A 16675-nucleotide genomic window follows, 5' to 3' on the forward strand; every position below is an offset into this window, starting at 1 on the left:
ATATGAAAAAGACAATTTATATTGTAATAGCAACTCTCTTGTTCTTCATCTCGTCTTGTACGCTGGAACAGGAAGTATATGATAAAATAAATCCGGGAATGTTTCCCAAAAATGCTGAAGACGTAAAAGCTCTGGTCAATTCGAGTGCTTATTACGTATTCTCTCCGTGGGGAATTTTTGAAGTGGCGGCTGGTTATGTGACGACTTCGGAAATGGTGACCGACTATGTGGAAAACACTTGGGGATGGACTACCGTGTACAACTCATACGAAGCTAATGACTGGCATCTCGATGGAGATTATCGTCGTGTGTATGACTATTCTCAATACTTGGCTTCCATGACATTGACAATGGAACGTATCAAGGATGTGGATATGGATGAAACCACGAAGGCAGGTTATATGGCCGAGTTAAAATGTGGACGTGGCTTTATGGCTTTTCTGATGTACGATATGTATGGCCCGATACCCATTGCCGATTTGGCGACTTTGCAGAAACCGGAAGCGGAGATTGTAATCCCTCGTTTGTCGGAAGAAGCGATGCGTGAATATATTGTTTCCAACTTGCAAGAGGCGGCCGAAGTATTACCATATAAATATGAAGATACGAATTACGGACGTTTCACCAAAGGACTGGCTAATACATTATTACTGAAATTCTATATGATGACCAAGCAATGGGATGAGGCAGAGAAAATAGGACGTGAGTTGACAAAATCAGAATACGGCTATAAACTGGTAGACGATTATCACTCTCTGTTTTCTTTATCAGGCGAAAAGAATTCGGAAGTAATATTCTCATGTGTGGCCGAGGCCGGTATTATGGAACAGAAATGGTTTGCTCACGTCTTGACATCTGACTATCCGCTTCCTGCCGGAATGTCGGTGACTGCCTGGGGTGGCTATAAAATATCTTGGCCTGCCTACGAATCTTATGATCCGAAAGACAAGAGACGTGAAAGAATTATAGGCGAATATACAGGTACGGAGGGGGTAAAGCATAGCCGTGCGCTTGACCGCGACGGTGGCACGACAGGCATACTTTTCTATGGTGCAATTCCGATGAAGTATAAAATAGAAGGAGTAATAGGAGAGAAGTGTGAAATAGATATGCCTATCTATCGTTATGCGGATGTCTTGACCTTACTTTCGGAAGCCATTGTCCGTAATGGAAACAGCATAACTCAAGAGGCGGTTGGTCTATTGAATCAAGTGCGTGTGACTCACGGCGGATTGAAGGCTTACCAATTGAGCGACTTCTCGTCCGTAGAAGATTTCTTGGATAAACTGTTGGAAGAACGTGGGCATGAATTCTATTTTGAAGGTGTACGCCGCCAGGATTTGATTCGCCACGGAAAGTTCATTGAAGCAGCGCTTGCCAAAGCAAGATTTGCCGGGCAACCGACAGGTAAAATAGAAACGAAAGTAGATGGACAATATAAATATGAGAAATTCCCATTGCCTACTCATTTGATTAATGAGGGACAAGGCATTATTACTCAAAACCCCGGTTACTAAAAATAGATCGCATTATGAAACATTTATTATATAGTCTATTAGGAATATTGTTACTTGCAGGATGTAAGGAGGACAAGTACAATGTGATTATTCCGATGTCGGATATTTACTTGAGCGCACCTCAAGATGGAACGAGCATTGATTTGAATGATTTATCAATTGATGAATATAGTTTCTCATGGGAGAAGCCTCTCGAAAAGGGAGCCAAACTGATTCTTGGTATTAACAGAAATTTTAAAGAAAGAGAATTGGTGAAAATTGATGCAGGTAAAGCTACCTCTTTTTCGTTGTCTGCATTGACTGCTGATCAGTATTTTTCTCAGTTAGGAATTAAGGCAGGGCAGGAAGCGGTGTTATACTGGACAGTCAAAGAAACCGGTAACACTGCGGCAGCCGCCTCGGATGCTCGTTCCATTCGTATCAAACGTATGTCTACCAAGTTGATACAGCCGGAAGACCTGACTCCAATTTCTTTGGCTGAAAATGCTCCCGAGACAGCAGTACAGTTTGAATGGGATACCCAGGAATGGCCTGAATCAACATCTTACTCACTTTGTCTCTCACTGGATCCTGAAATGAAACAAACTGTTGCCGAACAGAGTGTGGGAGTTGTGAACGGTAAATCTTCCTTGACTCATGAAGAGCTTCAAACATTACTCGATAAGCTTTCCATCAAACGTTGGACTTCAAATTCTGTGTACTGGAATGTGAAGACGGATGGCGGACAACTGGTATCGCGTTCTTCCGGAGTATTGAATATGACAGAAATGATGCGCTTTATCGATGTTCGCGGTGATGAAAAGATTACTTATCGTGTTGCCCGCATTGTCTTTAGTGATGGGAAATCGCAAGTCTGGTTGGCTGACAATCTGCGTACAACAAAGTATCCTGACGGAACAAATATTGAGACAGATAAATATATGAATACGCCGGCATCTTTGGGAGAAGGAAGAGTGAAAGCTTATGGAGTTCATTATCATTATAGTCTTCGGGATAAAATATCACCAACTGGATGGCATATGCCGACCGTTCAGGAATATCAAAATCTGTTTATCGAAGCTGGACTTGCTGACGGGCAATGGAATGTTTTGAAAGATCCTGAATACTATGAATCAGTAAAAGGAAAGGCGCATTTGAATGAATGGAAATTCAACTTGTGTGCTGCTGGTCAGTGGAATGGTGATGCTGTTCAGAATCATACCGGACAGTATTGTTATCTGTTGGCGGCGGATGAAGAAGATTATAAATGTCTGCTTCATGACGGTGGAGCAACATTGTGGCATCCTTGGACAACAGGTGCTCCTGCACGTTTTATTTACAATGAAAATTAATCAGGTGAATAATTAAAAAAAGTATATCAATCATGTTAATCAATATAAAGAAAACTATGGCCATATTATCTACCTTATTATTAGGTATTATGTGTAGCTTTTGTTCCGATACGATAGATGTATATGTCGGACAATATGGAGAAGGAGAAACGGATGAGACGGAAACTCCGGTTATTGAAGGTAAAATTATTGATATTGAATCGTTGAGAAATCCCGATAGAGGGTTTCATCTGGAATGTAATCTGCTTGCTGACGAGATGAAGAGTCCATATAATGATTATGAGGTTTATGGCAATGAGTTGTATTCGAAGAATGTAGAACAGTTCGGCGCGCAGGAAGACAACTTGACCCTTGTACAGCAGTATATCTATTTAACTAAGTGGGTGAGTAAGGATCTGGATGCTGAAGCTCTGGCAAATATTCGTAAGGTATTCGAATTGATGAAAGCACAGGGATATAAAGCAATTCTTCGTTTTGCATACAACCATGCCGGACTGAATACTTCCGGTGGTGAATCCAAACAATGGATTCTCAGACATATCGAGCAATTGACCCCTCTGTTGAATGAATACATTGGACAAATTGCTACCATGCAGGTTGGTTTTATTGGTGCCTGGGGAGAGTGGCATACTTCTCCCTTGATGAGCGATCAGAGTGCGAAGAATGCAGTTGTCAGCGCTTTATTGAGAGCTTTGCCTGCGCCCTATTGTGTAGAAATGCGTTATCCGAATCATAAGAAAGCGTTGACACTGGAACAGGAAGAGTATCGTGGGCGCATCGGATATGCGAACGATTATTTTACGGCTGGTGAACATCTTCTTGCACCTGGAAATGACTTTATACCCAATACGGATGACTATAAGCAGATCGTAGAAGAAGTAAAAGCGAATAATTTTTATATGAGTGGTGAAATTCCTTATAAAGAAGATACGGAATGGGGATTGGCAAAACTGATTAGCCCGATAAAGTCACTGCGTATATTGCGCGAACACCGTTATTCGGCATTTGATGTGACACAAAACTATGAATTGAATATCATAAGTTGGAAGCAAGTGAAAGTAAATCCTGCTTTATTAAATGATAATCACATTCTATTCGATGAAAGTTATTTTAAAGATGATGAGGGTAATGATGTTATTCGTTCATTCTACCAATTTGTACGCGACCATTTGGGCTATCGTCTGAATCTCCAAAGTGAATCGAAAGTAGAAGCAAAAGGTGGAAATCTGGAATATGATCTGACGATTACCAATACAGGTTTTGCTACGGTGATTAATCCGAAAGAAGTATATCTCGTACTGGTTTCCGAAGACGGTAAGGTAGCGAAAGAATTCAAACTGGATGCGGATCCTAAGACATGGATTCCATCTACCGAACAAGAACCGAATCAGGCTGCAAAATATTCCATCAAAGGAAGTGTGGCAGCCGGTGTAAGTGGGACATATAAAGTCGGAATATGGATGCCGGAAAAAGTAGCCGATTGGAAATACAACTCAGTCTATGCCATAAAGTTTGCTCAAACAGAGAATGTGACTCATTGGTATGACGACGCAGGAAAATATGCTGTCAATCTTTTCGGAACAGTTACATTCTAATACATATTGATAAATACCTCGACCGTACGAAACAGGTTTCATGTTACGGTCGAAGTATTTGAAAACTCACATCCTACTTGAATGAAGATGAATAAAAATCGAAGAACCGTATTTATTATACTTAACTTAATGGTATCATTTCTATTTTTATCCTGTTCCTCCCCCAAGGAGCAGGTTAAAATAGAAAATGGTACTTTTAATATCAACGGAAAAGATATACAGTTGATTTGTGGAGAAATGCACTATCCCCGTATTCCGCACGAGTATTGGCGTGATCGTTTACACAGAGCGCGGGCGATGGGATTGAATACTGTATCAGCCTACGTATTTTGGAACTTCCATGAGCGTCAGCCAGGTGAATTTGATTTTAGCGGCCAGGCGGATATTGCAGAATTTATCCGTACGGCACAGGAAGAAGGACTGTATGTCATTCTTCGTCCCGGCCCGTATGTGTGTGCAGAATGGGATTTTGGCGGCTACCCTTCGTGGCTACTAAAAGAAAAAGATTTGACGTATCGTAGCAAAGACCCGCGTTTTCTGTCCTATTGTGAAAGATATATCAAGGAACTGGGTAAGCAATTGGCTCCCTTGACCATCAATAATGGTGGTAATATTATTATGGTGCAGGTGGAAAACGAATATGGTTCGTATGCGGCAGATAAAGAATACCTTACAGCAATTCGTGATATGATTAAAGATGCCGGATTTAATGTCCCTTTATTTACCTGTGACGGCGGCGGACAGGTAGAAGCAGGGCATGTTGACGGTGCATTACCTACGCTGAACGGTGTGTTTGGTGAAGACATTTTTAAAGTAGTAGATAAATATCACGAAGGTGGCCCTTATTTTGTGGCGGAATTCTATCCGGCTTGGTTTGATGAATGGGGAAGACATCATTCGTCTGTTGCTTATGAGCGTCCTGCCGAACAATTGGACTGGATGCTGAGTCACGGAGTATCTGTCAGTATGTATATGTTTCATGGCGGAACAAATTTTTGGTACACGAATGGAGCCAATACCGGAGGCGGTTATCAACCTCAGCCGACAAGCTATGATTATGACGCGCCTTTGAGTGAATGGGGGAATTGCTATCCCAAATACCATGCATTCAGAGAAGTAATTCAGAAATACTTGCCCGAAGGAACCGTATTGCCGGAAATCCCAGCCGATAATCCGACTACCACCTTCGCTACAGTCGAATTAAAGGAAAGTGCTCCCCTGACTACGGCTTTCCATCAAACCACACAGTCAGAAGAGGTTCTGTCAATGGAAGATTTAGGCATTGATTTCGGATATATTCATTATCAGACAACCATTCAAAAAGCAGGGAAGCAGAAACTTATCATACAGGATTTGCGTGACTATGCAGTTATCCTGATAGATGGCAAGCAAGTAGCCAGTTTGGATCGTCGTTACAATCAGAATAGCGTAATGCTGAATGTTCCGAAAGCACCTGCAACTTTAGAAATACTTGTTGAGAATACCGGTCGCGTGAATTACGGCCCTGATATACTATTCAATCGTAAAGGTATCACCAGCCAAGTTTTGTGGGGCGATGAAAAACTGACCGGATGGTCTATTACTCCGCTACCTCTATATAAAGAAAACGTGTCGGAAATAGAATTTGGTAAAACAATCAAAGGTGTCCCGGCTTTTCATAAAGGAATATTTACGATTCAGAAGAAAGGCGACTGTTTTATAGACATGAGCCAGTGGGGGAAAGGAGCAGTTTGGGTTAATGGCAAATCACTCGGACGTTTTTGGAACATCGGCCCTCAACAAACGCTATATCTACCCGCTCCCTGGTTGAAGGAAGGAGAAAATGAAATCGTAGTCTTTGAAATGGAAGATACAGGTAATCGTTCTCTGCAAGGATTGAATCAACCTATCCTGGATAGTTTGGGCATAGACAAGAACTATCAGAAAGGACAACGTCGTACAAGATTAGGCACTCCGATTCTGGAAGACGGTGATATCGCATTGAAAACTACTTTACAAGAAACCAATGAATGGCAGCCATTTGATTTCCCTGTTGCAACTACACTCCGTCACTTCTGCATCGAGACGCTTTCTTCTTACACGGAAGATAACCAAGCCTGCATTTCAGAAGTCGAACTGATAGACGATAAAGGACAGCCGATTGATAAGAAGAAATGGGAAGTCATTTATGTGAGCAGCGAACAGGCGGATAAGAATTTGGGAATAGCAGAGAATCTGTTTGACGGGGATATATCTTCCTTTTGGCATACGGACGCAAGCGTAGAACCCAATCATCCTCACCGTATTATCGTTGATATGAAAGAAATATATAAAGTTTCAGCCATCCGCTTCAAAGTTCGTAAAGGTTCATTCTTATCAGGAAAAGTGAAAGACGTAACCATCTATGGTCGTCCGCAGTTCTTCTTGTTCCATTGATTAAAATGTGACTGATTGAAAAGAATCTGACTCTTATTTACTATATTTGAAGCATTAAAAATACAACACTATGCATATGCGCTTTTTGTTAATTTTATTACTCGGAACTATCATGTTATGTAGTTGTCAGTCAGAACAACTACCAGTCAATTCTTTAGCAGATCGTGTGACGGAAGGTACTTCGAAAGACCGGATCCTTTTCCAACTTATTGTTGATGAGAATAATCCCTCGAAAGATTACTTTGAAATATCTTCCAAAGACGATAAAGTCTTGATAACCGGAAACTCCGACATATCTTTATCCACCGGACTGAACTGGTATCTGAAATACGTAGCCGATATCCATCTCTCCTGGAATAATCCGTCTCAAAAGTTACCGGAAGTACTACCACTTCCACAAGAGAAAATTCGCCAAGAGACATCCATGCAAAACAGATATTACCTGAACTATTGTACCTATTCCTACTCCATGGCCTTTTGGGATTGGGAGCGTTGGGAGAAGGAAATAGACTGGATGGCAATGCACGGAATCAATATGCCTTTGAGTATTACCGGAATGGAAGTCGTTTGGTACAACCTGCTGAAACGTTTGGGATATACCACAGAAGAAATCAATGAGTTTATTTCCGGCCCGGCTTTTATGGCTTGGTGGCAGATGAATAATTTGGAAGGATGGGGTGGACCCAATCCCGATAGTTGGTATCAGCAGCAGGAAGTACTTCAAAAGAAGATCATATCCCGCATGCGTGAACTAGGCATAGAACCTGTATTCCCCGGATATGCCGGAATGGTTCCTCGTAATATAGGTGAGAAGCTAGGCTATCAGATTGCCGACCCCGGCAAATGGTGCGGCTTCCCCCGTCCCGCTTTCCTTTCTACGGAAGATGAACACTTTGACTCTTTCGCAGCCATGTATTACGAAGAACTGGAAAAACTGTATGGAAAAGCCAAATATTACAGTATGGATCCCTTCCATGAAGGTGGAAATACAGAAGGAATAGACTTGGCGAAAGCCGGAACATCCATCATGGCGGCAATGAAGAAAGTGAATCCGGAAGCCGTTTGGGTGATTCAAGCCTGGCAGGCGAATCCACGGGAAGAAATGATTTCTTCTCTCGATCAAGGAGACTTGATGGTACTGGATTTGTATAGCGAGAAACGCCCTCAATGGGGTGACCCGAATTCAATGTGGTTTCGCGAAAAAGGATTTGGCAAACATGACTGGCTCTATTGCATGCTGCTGAATTTCGGTGGAAATGTAGGCTTGCATGGTCGAATGGAGCAACTGATAAATGGCTACTATGACGCATACGTACACCCCAATGGAAAAACATTGCGCGGAGTAGGAGCAACCCCTGAAGGAATTGAAAACAATCCTGTAATGTTCGAACTGCTTTATGAACTTCCCTGGCGTGAAGAACGATTCTCTTCCGATGAATGGTTGCAAGGCTATTTGAAAGCCCGTTATGGTGGAGAGGTCTTTCCGGAAGTAGCAGAAGCGTGGCGTGCCTTGGAACATACCGTTTACAATGCACCGAAAGACTACCAGGGTGAAGGAACTACCGAGTCTTTGCTATGTGCCCGTCCGGGATTTCATTTGGACAGGACATCTACCTGGGGATATTCCAAACTATTCTACTCTCCGGACTCAACAGCAAAGGCGGCTAATCTACTGCTTTCTATTGCTGGTCAGTATAAAGGAAACAACAATTTTGAATATGATTTAGTGGACATAGTGCGTCAGAGTAACGCTGATAAGGGAAATATATTACTCGAAGAAATATCTCAAAGCTACGACCGGAAAGACACAGAGAATTTCCGGAAACAGACACAGCAATTTCTGGAACTCATATTATCTCAAGATAGTCTCCTGTCTACCCGGAAAGAGTTCTCCGTTTCTTCTTGGCTGACTACTGCACGTTCTTTAGGCACTACCGACGAAGAAAAGAAACTCTACGAATGGAATGCTTCTGCATTAATTACAGTTTGGGGGGATAGTATTGCTGCCAATCAGGGTGGACTACATGATTATTCTCATCGTGAATGGAGTGGACTTTTGAAAGATTTGTATTATCCGCGTTGGAAAGTGTTCTTTGAACAGCAACAACTGGAACTGGACGGTAAACCTGTTGGAGAAGCAATTAATTTCTATGAAATGGAAAAAGCCTGGGCAGAGAAATCCCATGGATATTGATTCAAAATTATGCTATAAGCAAAAGTAAATAAGGTAATGCTAACTCATTTATCCAATCAATATATTAATAGTTGAGTGGTCGAAGATTACTAGTTGAAATGTTGGGCATATATAGCTGATACATTGGACATATAGATCCAGTACATTGGCTATTTATATCCAACGCATTGGAGCTATATGTCCAACAGCCACTAATTGTAGGGTGAATTACCCAATTCGTATTTCGTATATATTCTGAAAGTAGCTATTACTCCTTTATGGTCAGAAGGCCATATACCTTTGGGAGTGATAAAGTAGTCTTTCGTATTTTCTTCAATTCGCTGGCTTCTGACAATGGAACGGGATGGACCGAGAATGATTGAGGATATGGGAGTAATGTTCTGATTCGGATAAAAATAAATAAAATCAATCCGGTCTCTTTCATCCGCATCGGGTGCCCAGGTTAATTTGCTGACGGGCATCTTGTCGTTATCGGAAGGGAAAGTAAATCCCGGGTGGGTGATCGGGTTTGGATAGAGAGTTCGATATATATCCTTGAATCCTTCTTTGTGGAGTATACTTGAACAATCCCAATTGATAACCACTCCGTTATGATCCCATAGATTTTTCGTATCTTCCTGCCAGTCGAGGTGAGAAGGTTCGTTGAAATCTCCTCCTAATAACACAATAGATCCTTTTGCAATGTCTTGTTGTGCACTTTGGATGAATACTTCGATGGCTTCTTCACGAAAAGCAATACGGTTGGCCGCTAAAATAGAATCTGCATTATGAATAGGTTTTGCCATCTTTTTCCAGGTACTTCCATCATAACCACGTGGTAAGTAACAAGCGTAATTCTTATAATCCAAATGGGCTGAATAAGCAGCAATAGTGTGTCCGGCCATGTGGATAGTTGCTTTTAAGATAGAACCACAGCCATTATTCTTTGGGTAGACTACTTCTTGATGGTCTATGCCATATTTGGATAAGATGCCTACATCCAGTGAACTATGTTCTCCATAGTAAGTTCTTCCATGTTTTTTGAGTGCCTCTATTATGCGGGATATAAACGAGGTTCCATTATAATTGCGAACTTCACTAAAGAAAACGATATCAGCATCGACTTGTGCCACTTCATCGGCTATGGCTTCAAATCCTCCTTCTACGATGCTTCCTTCATGCCAGATGTTGAGTTGTAAGACGGTGAGATGGGAAGTTGGGGTCGCACTGCGACCCCAACTTGTTATTCCTATGTTACTTAAGCACAAGAGTAGAATATAAAAAAATAGTTTCATGCCACTCTTATTTATTTTTGTAGAATCCACATTAGCTTGTTTACTTCATCCGAACCGTTGAATTGCCTTTGTACGGCTGCTTCTACATTTGCCTTGTTATAATCATATTCCGCACTGGGATATAACCATCGCATCGGCATTTTGGTAGGTTCGTTAGGATTCTGGTTTGTCGTTGGGTTGATCGGAAATTCCGGATAGCCAGTTCTTCTATAGTCATAATACGCTTGATAAGGTGACTGCATAAAATTGGCCAGGTATTTCTGAGTTATAATCTTTTTGAGGTCTTCCTCGAAATTTCCATTTAGCTGGATGCTAGGTTTTGCTAATGTTTGGGCAATTATATCATTAGTCATTTTGCGTCCATGATGATATTTCTGTTCATCCGGTGTATTGTCGGCAACGAATTGCATACTTGCTTCGATCCCTTTCTTATAATATTCGGATGCATTTCCGGTTATCCATGTGCGTAGTGCTGCTTCGGCGAGAATCAAATTTTGTTCAGCGTAGCCTATACGAATATAAGGCTCTCCGAGTTCATAGGCTGTATATCGATTATTGAATGGACAGAATTCTTTTGTTTTATCAGCTATTAGCTTTAACTCGTCTATCGGATCCGATGGATCAATTCCTACGTATGCATCCCAGTCATTTTCTAGCTTGCCGGAATTTAATTTTCCTTCGGCAGGATTTGCATAATAAAAGAGGCGATAATCTTCATTAGTTTTCAGTGCATCGATAACCAAACCGGATATCATTACATATTGTTTATAGGAATGTAATGACTCATTAAATGGATATAGCTGTCCTTCTTTGGTGGAAAAAGTGATTTGTAAATTATCTGAATTAGAACGTAACAGTAAGTTACGATTGAGTATTTCATTAAATTTAGATTTAATATTGATGTCAGTCGAATTAACCTTTTTGGATAAGTTAATTAGAATTCTCAATTCTAAAGCATTAGATACTCTGTTCCATTGCTCTACCTTTCCGCCAAAGATAGGATCTCCATCAAATGTTGTCTGATTGGCATTCTGGAAGTACTCGTGGGCTTTATCCAGATCATTGAGCAGGAATTTGAAAACATCTTCCTGTGTGTTGTAGGCTACAGTCAGATTCCCTTCCTTGCCTTCGAGGATTCCTTCGTAGGGAATATCGCCTACGTTAAGAGTATATTCGAATAACCGATAAACTTTCAGGAAAAGCGCCAAACCTTTATATGCGTTCTTTTTATCTTCATGCATTGTTTCATCTTTGTCTGTTAATTCCGCCATAAGTTTATAATTGGTCAGCGAAGTGTAACCACTGAAACTTTCGCGTCCGAAGTTGTTATACTGTGTTCCTTCCAATGCTTCCGACCAGCCGATATATTTGCAGGTCATTTGATTATAAATGAAGTTTTTACCTTTGGACGGTTTCATAAGCCCTACTATGGCACCTGTTGCCAGAAGTTTAGGGGATACTTTGGTAATTGAGTCCGGATTCGTGTTGACATCCTCAAAGTTGTCACAAGAAAATAGTGTAATTCCGGCGAGCAGACACGCAATATATTTTATTGTTTTCATATAATTCTTTTTTTAAAAGTCAAACTTAACATTAAATCCCATATAACGGATAGAAGGTGAGCTTAGCGCGTCCTGCACTTTATCGGGATCGCTAAAGCGAAACTCTTTTGCCCACATCAGTAGATTCTGTCCGACAAAACCGACGGAAGCGCCTTTCATACCTATTTTTTGGCAAATAGGCTGTGGTATTGCGTAACTGATAGATAAATCGCGAAGTTTAATAAATGTCTTATCAAACCAGTTCTGGTTTCTTTTGTTATCGCCCGATGCGTATGGATTAGTATTCATCATATAGTCTTGATACGAAATGACTTTATCATTGGGAGCAAATACCCGGTTGTCCATAATCACATTTCCGTCCGCATCCCATTCAGCTTTGCCTGATACCACTTTGACTCCTTGGCCTATGAATGTCTTATTATTGTTTACAACTTCTTCATATCGATATGGGTTGTCACTGTCTATATGCGCGCCTGAATTCCACATGGCCTGGTCTGTCATAGAATAGCCGACACCACCTACACGTCCGTCAATGGTGATACTTAGTGTTATCCCTTTCCAGTTGACTGATGTACTGAGTCCCCATACCCAATCAGGCTCGCTATATCCTTTGGGTGTTGTGAATTTGTTGACAAGAGGAAACCCGTCATTTCCGTGTACGATATTTCCTTCGGGATCTCTTTGATAGTCATAGATTGCCACCCAGTCCCAACGTTTACCTTCGGCTACCCACGGTTTTTGGGTCGAGTATACCGGGTCTATTTTGTGGTAATAGTAGCGGTCGCGTGACCAGTTGAACATGGCCGACCAAGTTAATTCCTTGTTCTTTATAATATCACCGGAGATGGAGATTTCCATTCCTTTTCGTATTTGTTCTTCGTCCATGTTGACTTGCGTATTGCTGTATCCGCTTACAGAACTAAGACCGGCGTTTCTGGTGTTGTTAAATTTGAGTGTATTGTAATATGTATAATCCAGGCGCAAACGGTTTCCAAATAAATGAATGGCTGTACCCAATTCGTATGAGCGTGTTTGAGAAGGTGAAAGCAGACTGTTTCTAATCGTTGTGGGGGAGTAGGCTGCACTCATGTTGTCCCATACGTTGGTACTGATAGAATAAACATCATTGATGGCATATACATCCATATCATGTTTGGTTGTTGTCCACGAACCCCTTATTTTCCAAAAGTCGATAACTTTGGGCATTTTGATAAATTCGGAAAGTACTACACTTCCGGAAACGGCCGGATAGAAATAAGAACGGGTTTCTTCCGGTAGGGTTGACGACCAGTCGTTACGGCCTGTAACTTCTACAAAAACAGCACTTTTATAAGCTAATCCTATTTTTCCGTAGATGGAATTGGTTTGTTTACTATTGTAGGTTTTACTCGTTTCGGCAGGGTCCACAGATGCTTTCAGTGAATAATACCCCGGAATGATTAGTCCGCCGGCAGTATTTGAACCTAAGTAGTCATTTTGATAATAGTAAATATTTCCTCCGACGAATCCGTCTACACTGATATCGCCAAATTTATGTTCGGCAGTCAACATGATATCATTATTGGTACTGAATCCTCTTTTCTGGTATATAGAGTAATATCCTTTTTTCTCTCCTTTGCCGGTCACAGAACCTACAGGAGCTTTGGTCTCGCTTTTTTCCGTATACATATCAGCACCCGAACGCAAAGATAGTTTCAACCAGGAAGTAATATCATAAGAAGCATTGACAAAGGCATTGACTACATCATAATTGTCCGAGCTCGTTAATTCGTTGGCTATATAATATGGATTATCATACCAACCGCCTTGATCCCACCAATTGGATTGTTCATCTTTTATCCGCCAGTAATTCTTATAATCCCGTATGTCATATTCGCTACCTGACCATACCAGAAGATTGTATATATATCCTGTACCATGATAGCTGGAACCACCCATATTGGGATAGAATCTCTTGTTGTAAGTGATTCCGGCTTCAGAACTGAATTTTTTATATTTCATATCTCCCGATACGGTATAAGTTATTTTGTTTAACTTCTCGTTGGGCCATTGTCCTTTATTGTAAACGTGTGTCAATGAAGTACGGATACTCCCATATTTACCTTTCTGAGTGACGCTTACGTTGTTGTTGGTGATGAAACTAAGTTCTTGAAAATTTTTCAGATTATTCTTTCCTCTGGAAGTCAATTCTGTCATTTCCCGTTCTTGAGTGTAGGGGTTGTATTGCATAGCTTCATTGCCGATGTCTAGTTTGGCTCCCCATACATAACTGGAGTTATCGCTATATATACCATTTTTTCCCGAACTATAGGATGTTTGCACTTCTGGCATTTTTAAATATCCGGCATTAAACATCGTACTGCTGTTTACGGTTACTTGCAACCCTTCTTCTTTTCCTCTTTTGGTGGTAATCATGACAGCACCCGAACCACCTCGCGCGCCATATAAGGCGGAGGCTGTAGCTCCTTTCAGTACATCAATAGATTCTATATCATCCGAAGCGATATCCCGCAACGACATATTTTTATAAGGAACCCCGTCAATGACGATCAATGGGCTTTCACCACGCAATTTTAGATTGGGAGCTTCATTAAATTCCGTACTGTTTTCTACCTTCAATCCGGCTATTTTACCGTTTAGTCCGGAAGCCACATCTACGCTTTTAATGGTGGTTAGTTGATCGCCGCTAACTTTCTGTACAGCGTATCCCAATGCTTTTTCTTCTCTTTTGATACCCAAGGCTGTTACTACAACTTCATCCAGGGCTTCGGCATCATCCTGGAGTTTAATGGTAAGTGATTTGTTGCTTGTGACCCTTATTTCCTGGTTCTTATATCCGATATAGGAAATCAAGAGGATAGAATTGGCAGGGACTTCCAGTGTGAAGCGGCCGTCAATATCTGTGATTGTTCCGGTGCCGGTTTGGTTTTTTACGGTTATATTAGCACCGATAACAGGGACTTCTGCCTGATCGACAACTGTGCCTGTAATCTTGATTCTGTTTTGTTGGTTGATTGCAGTGTGTGCTTTTTCAGTCGGATGCTCTATGGCTTCTGCCTGTGCCGTGATACCAAAAGAAAATAGTATCGCCATTGAGAGTTGCATTATTCCGGATAATGCACCACTCTTTTTTGAGTTGGGAACGCATGACGTTCGTTGGGTGTTGTTCTTCATAAGTTTATAATTTAAAAATTAGTTATAAGTATGGTTTATAATTATAATTCTTTTCGGATGATTAATGATAGTGCAAAGATTGCTTATTTATAGATAGGTATCCAAGGAAGATTGTACCGAAAGTAGGGTAATTTTGTCATGAGGTACAATTGTATATGCTTTATTTTATGGGGATAAACGCAACAGAGGCCGAAAATGATAACATCTCCGGTCTCTGTTGCGTAAAGGAATGGATAGGGGGGACCACCCTTTATTCTGTGTTAAGTTCTGATTTTAATATTCTGTGAAAAGCTTATCTTATACCTTTTGAGTTCTTATATCTGTGGAGTGCTTCCAAAAAGTAATAATCGGCATATACCAGGGGTACATCAATTTCGTTTTTATGTGGGATACTTCCCACGCAATGTTTTAATAGAAAGTTCCCGTTGGTTCCCGGAGTCGCCAGATAACTTGGTGAAGCCAATGATTCCAGAGTTTTCACAGCTGCCCGGTAGTATTTCTCTCCTGTTTTCTTATCCACATATTGGCAAAGTTCGAATAATGCGGAAGCTGTGATAGCTGCTGCTGAGGCATCTCTTGGTATCTCTTTGAAGTCTTTTGCGTCATATTCCCATTCGGGGACGTATCCTTCTTGTCCGGCATTGAAATCCCAGTAGGGCACCATGTCTTTGGGTAGATTGGGATGATTGAGCCAGAATTCGGCGGTATGTTGTGCCATTTCCAAAAACTCAGGTTTCTTTGTTTCTCTATAAGCCATTGTGTATCCATAAATAGCCCATGCTTGTCCACGTGCCCATGCGGAATTGTCAGAGAATCCCTGGCAAGTTTGTTTATGGAGTGCCTTTCCTGTCTCCGGGTCATAGTTGACTACATGATAGTTGCTGTAATCTTCACGGAATTGTTCCCGTGCGGTGGTGATAGCGTGCGAATTGGCTATTTCAGCATAATGTGGGTTACCGGTCATTTTACTGGCGAAATAAAGTAATTCCAGATTCATCATGTTGTCTATGATAACGGGGTAAAACCATTCATCTTTACCATTCCATGATTTCCGGTAATTCCATGATTTGATACAACCTGTCTTCGGGCTGAAACGGCTGCAGAGTGAGTTTGCTGCCTCTATGATGATATGTTTGTATTCTTCGTTTTTCGTAAGGCGGTATGCATTTCCGAAACTACAATAAATAAGGAAGCCGATATCATGATGTTCTTTCTGTTTCTTTAGCGGTTCCAAGGCTTCCGTCCAGCGGATTGCTTCTTGTTTCCACGTCTTTTGCCTGTTGTTTTCATAGATATACCAAAGGCTGCCGGGGTAGAAGCCTTCCGTCCAGTCATTTAGTGGGGTGGTGCGCAGCTTTCCGTCGTTATCGGTAGTGCGTGGATAAGCAATTGGCTCAGGTAAGGCTTTCAGCATGGCGGTATATTGTTGCTCTGCCCGGTTGAAGGATCGGGTGATGGCTTCATTATCTTCTTTGCCATGCAATGATGAAAAGTTTGACAATAAGAAAAAAGAAAATAGAATAGACACTAGCTTCATATATTTTAAGTTTTTCGTTAGTTAATGGTGCAAAGATTGCGTATTTGTTACTTGTAGGGTATACAAAATCGTCCCG

At 41.3% G+C, this 16675-nt stretch carries 9 protein-coding genes; 5 read left to right on the forward strand and 4 right to left on the reverse strand.

Annotated elements, in window-relative coordinates; genetic code table 11:
- Window positions 1-2 precede the first annotated feature (2 nt).
- The 5 genes from HC965_RS19360 to HC965_RS19380 all read left to right on the forward strand — a co-directional run bounded on the left by HC965_RS19360 (window position 3) and on the right by HC965_RS19380 (window position 9052).
- Window positions 3-1517, forward strand: coding sequence for a RagB/SusD family nutrient uptake outer membrane protein (locus tag HC965_RS19360; RefSeq protein WP_191032992.1), 1515 nt, complete (start codon window positions 3-5; stop codon window positions 1515-1517).
- 14 nt (window positions 1518-1531) lie between these two features.
- Window positions 1532-2848, forward strand: coding sequence for an FISUMP domain-containing protein (locus HC965_RS19365; RefSeq protein ID WP_191032993.1), 1317 nt, complete (start codon window positions 1532-1534; stop codon window positions 2846-2848).
- A gap of 32 nt (window positions 2849-2880) precedes the next feature.
- Window positions 2881-4443 carry a DUF4874 domain-containing protein gene (locus tag HC965_RS19370; RefSeq protein WP_191032994.1) on the forward strand — a complete coding sequence of 521 codons (1563 nt, stop codon included), beginning with the start codon at window positions 2881-2883 and terminating at the stop codon, window positions 4441-4443.
- Window positions 4444-4530: 87 nt separating this feature from the next.
- A complete protein-coding gene (locus tag HC965_RS19375; protein ID WP_191032995.1) occupies window positions 4531-6858 on the forward strand; it encodes a beta-galactosidase in 2328 nt (775 codons plus the stop codon).
- Between the two features lie 70 nt (window positions 6859-6928).
- Window positions 6929-9052 carry an alpha-N-acetylglucosaminidase gene (locus tag HC965_RS19380; protein ID WP_191032996.1) on the forward strand — a complete coding sequence of 708 codons (2124 nt, stop codon included), beginning with the start codon at window positions 6929-6931 and terminating at the stop codon, window positions 9050-9052.
- 191 nt (window positions 9053-9243) lie between these two features.
- Here HC965_RS19380 and HC965_RS19385 read toward each other — a convergent pair whose 3' ends face one another.
- The 4 genes from HC965_RS19385 to HC965_RS19400 form a co-directional block, all read right to left on the reverse strand.
- Window positions 9244-10326 (reverse strand): endonuclease/exonuclease/phosphatase family protein, encoded by a 1083-nt coding sequence (locus HC965_RS19385; RefSeq protein ID WP_191032997.1) that lies wholly within the window; start codon window positions 10324-10326, stop codon window positions 9244-9246.
- An 11-nt stretch (window positions 10327-10337) separates the two neighbouring features.
- Entirely contained in the window at window positions 10338-11888 is a 1551-nt protein-coding gene (locus HC965_RS19390; RefSeq protein WP_191032998.1) for a SusD/RagB family nutrient-binding outer membrane lipoprotein, read from the reverse strand.
- Between the two features lie 12 nt (window positions 11889-11900).
- Window positions 11901-15062 (reverse strand): SusC/RagA family TonB-linked outer membrane protein, encoded by a 3162-nt coding sequence (locus tag HC965_RS19395; RefSeq protein ID WP_191032999.1) that lies wholly within the window; start codon window positions 15060-15062, stop codon window positions 11901-11903.
- Window positions 15063-15354: 292 nt separating this feature from the next.
- Window positions 15355-16599 carry a glycoside hydrolase family 88 protein gene (locus tag HC965_RS19400; RefSeq protein WP_191033000.1) on the reverse strand — a complete coding sequence of 415 codons (1245 nt, stop codon included), beginning with the start codon at window positions 16597-16599 and terminating at the stop codon, window positions 15355-15357.
- Window positions 16600-16675: the final 76 nt, after the last annotated feature.

Source organism: Bacteroides sp. GM023, from assembly GCF_014750685.1.
GTDB lineage: Bacteria > Bacteroidota > Bacteroidia > Bacteroidales > Bacteroidaceae > Bacteroides.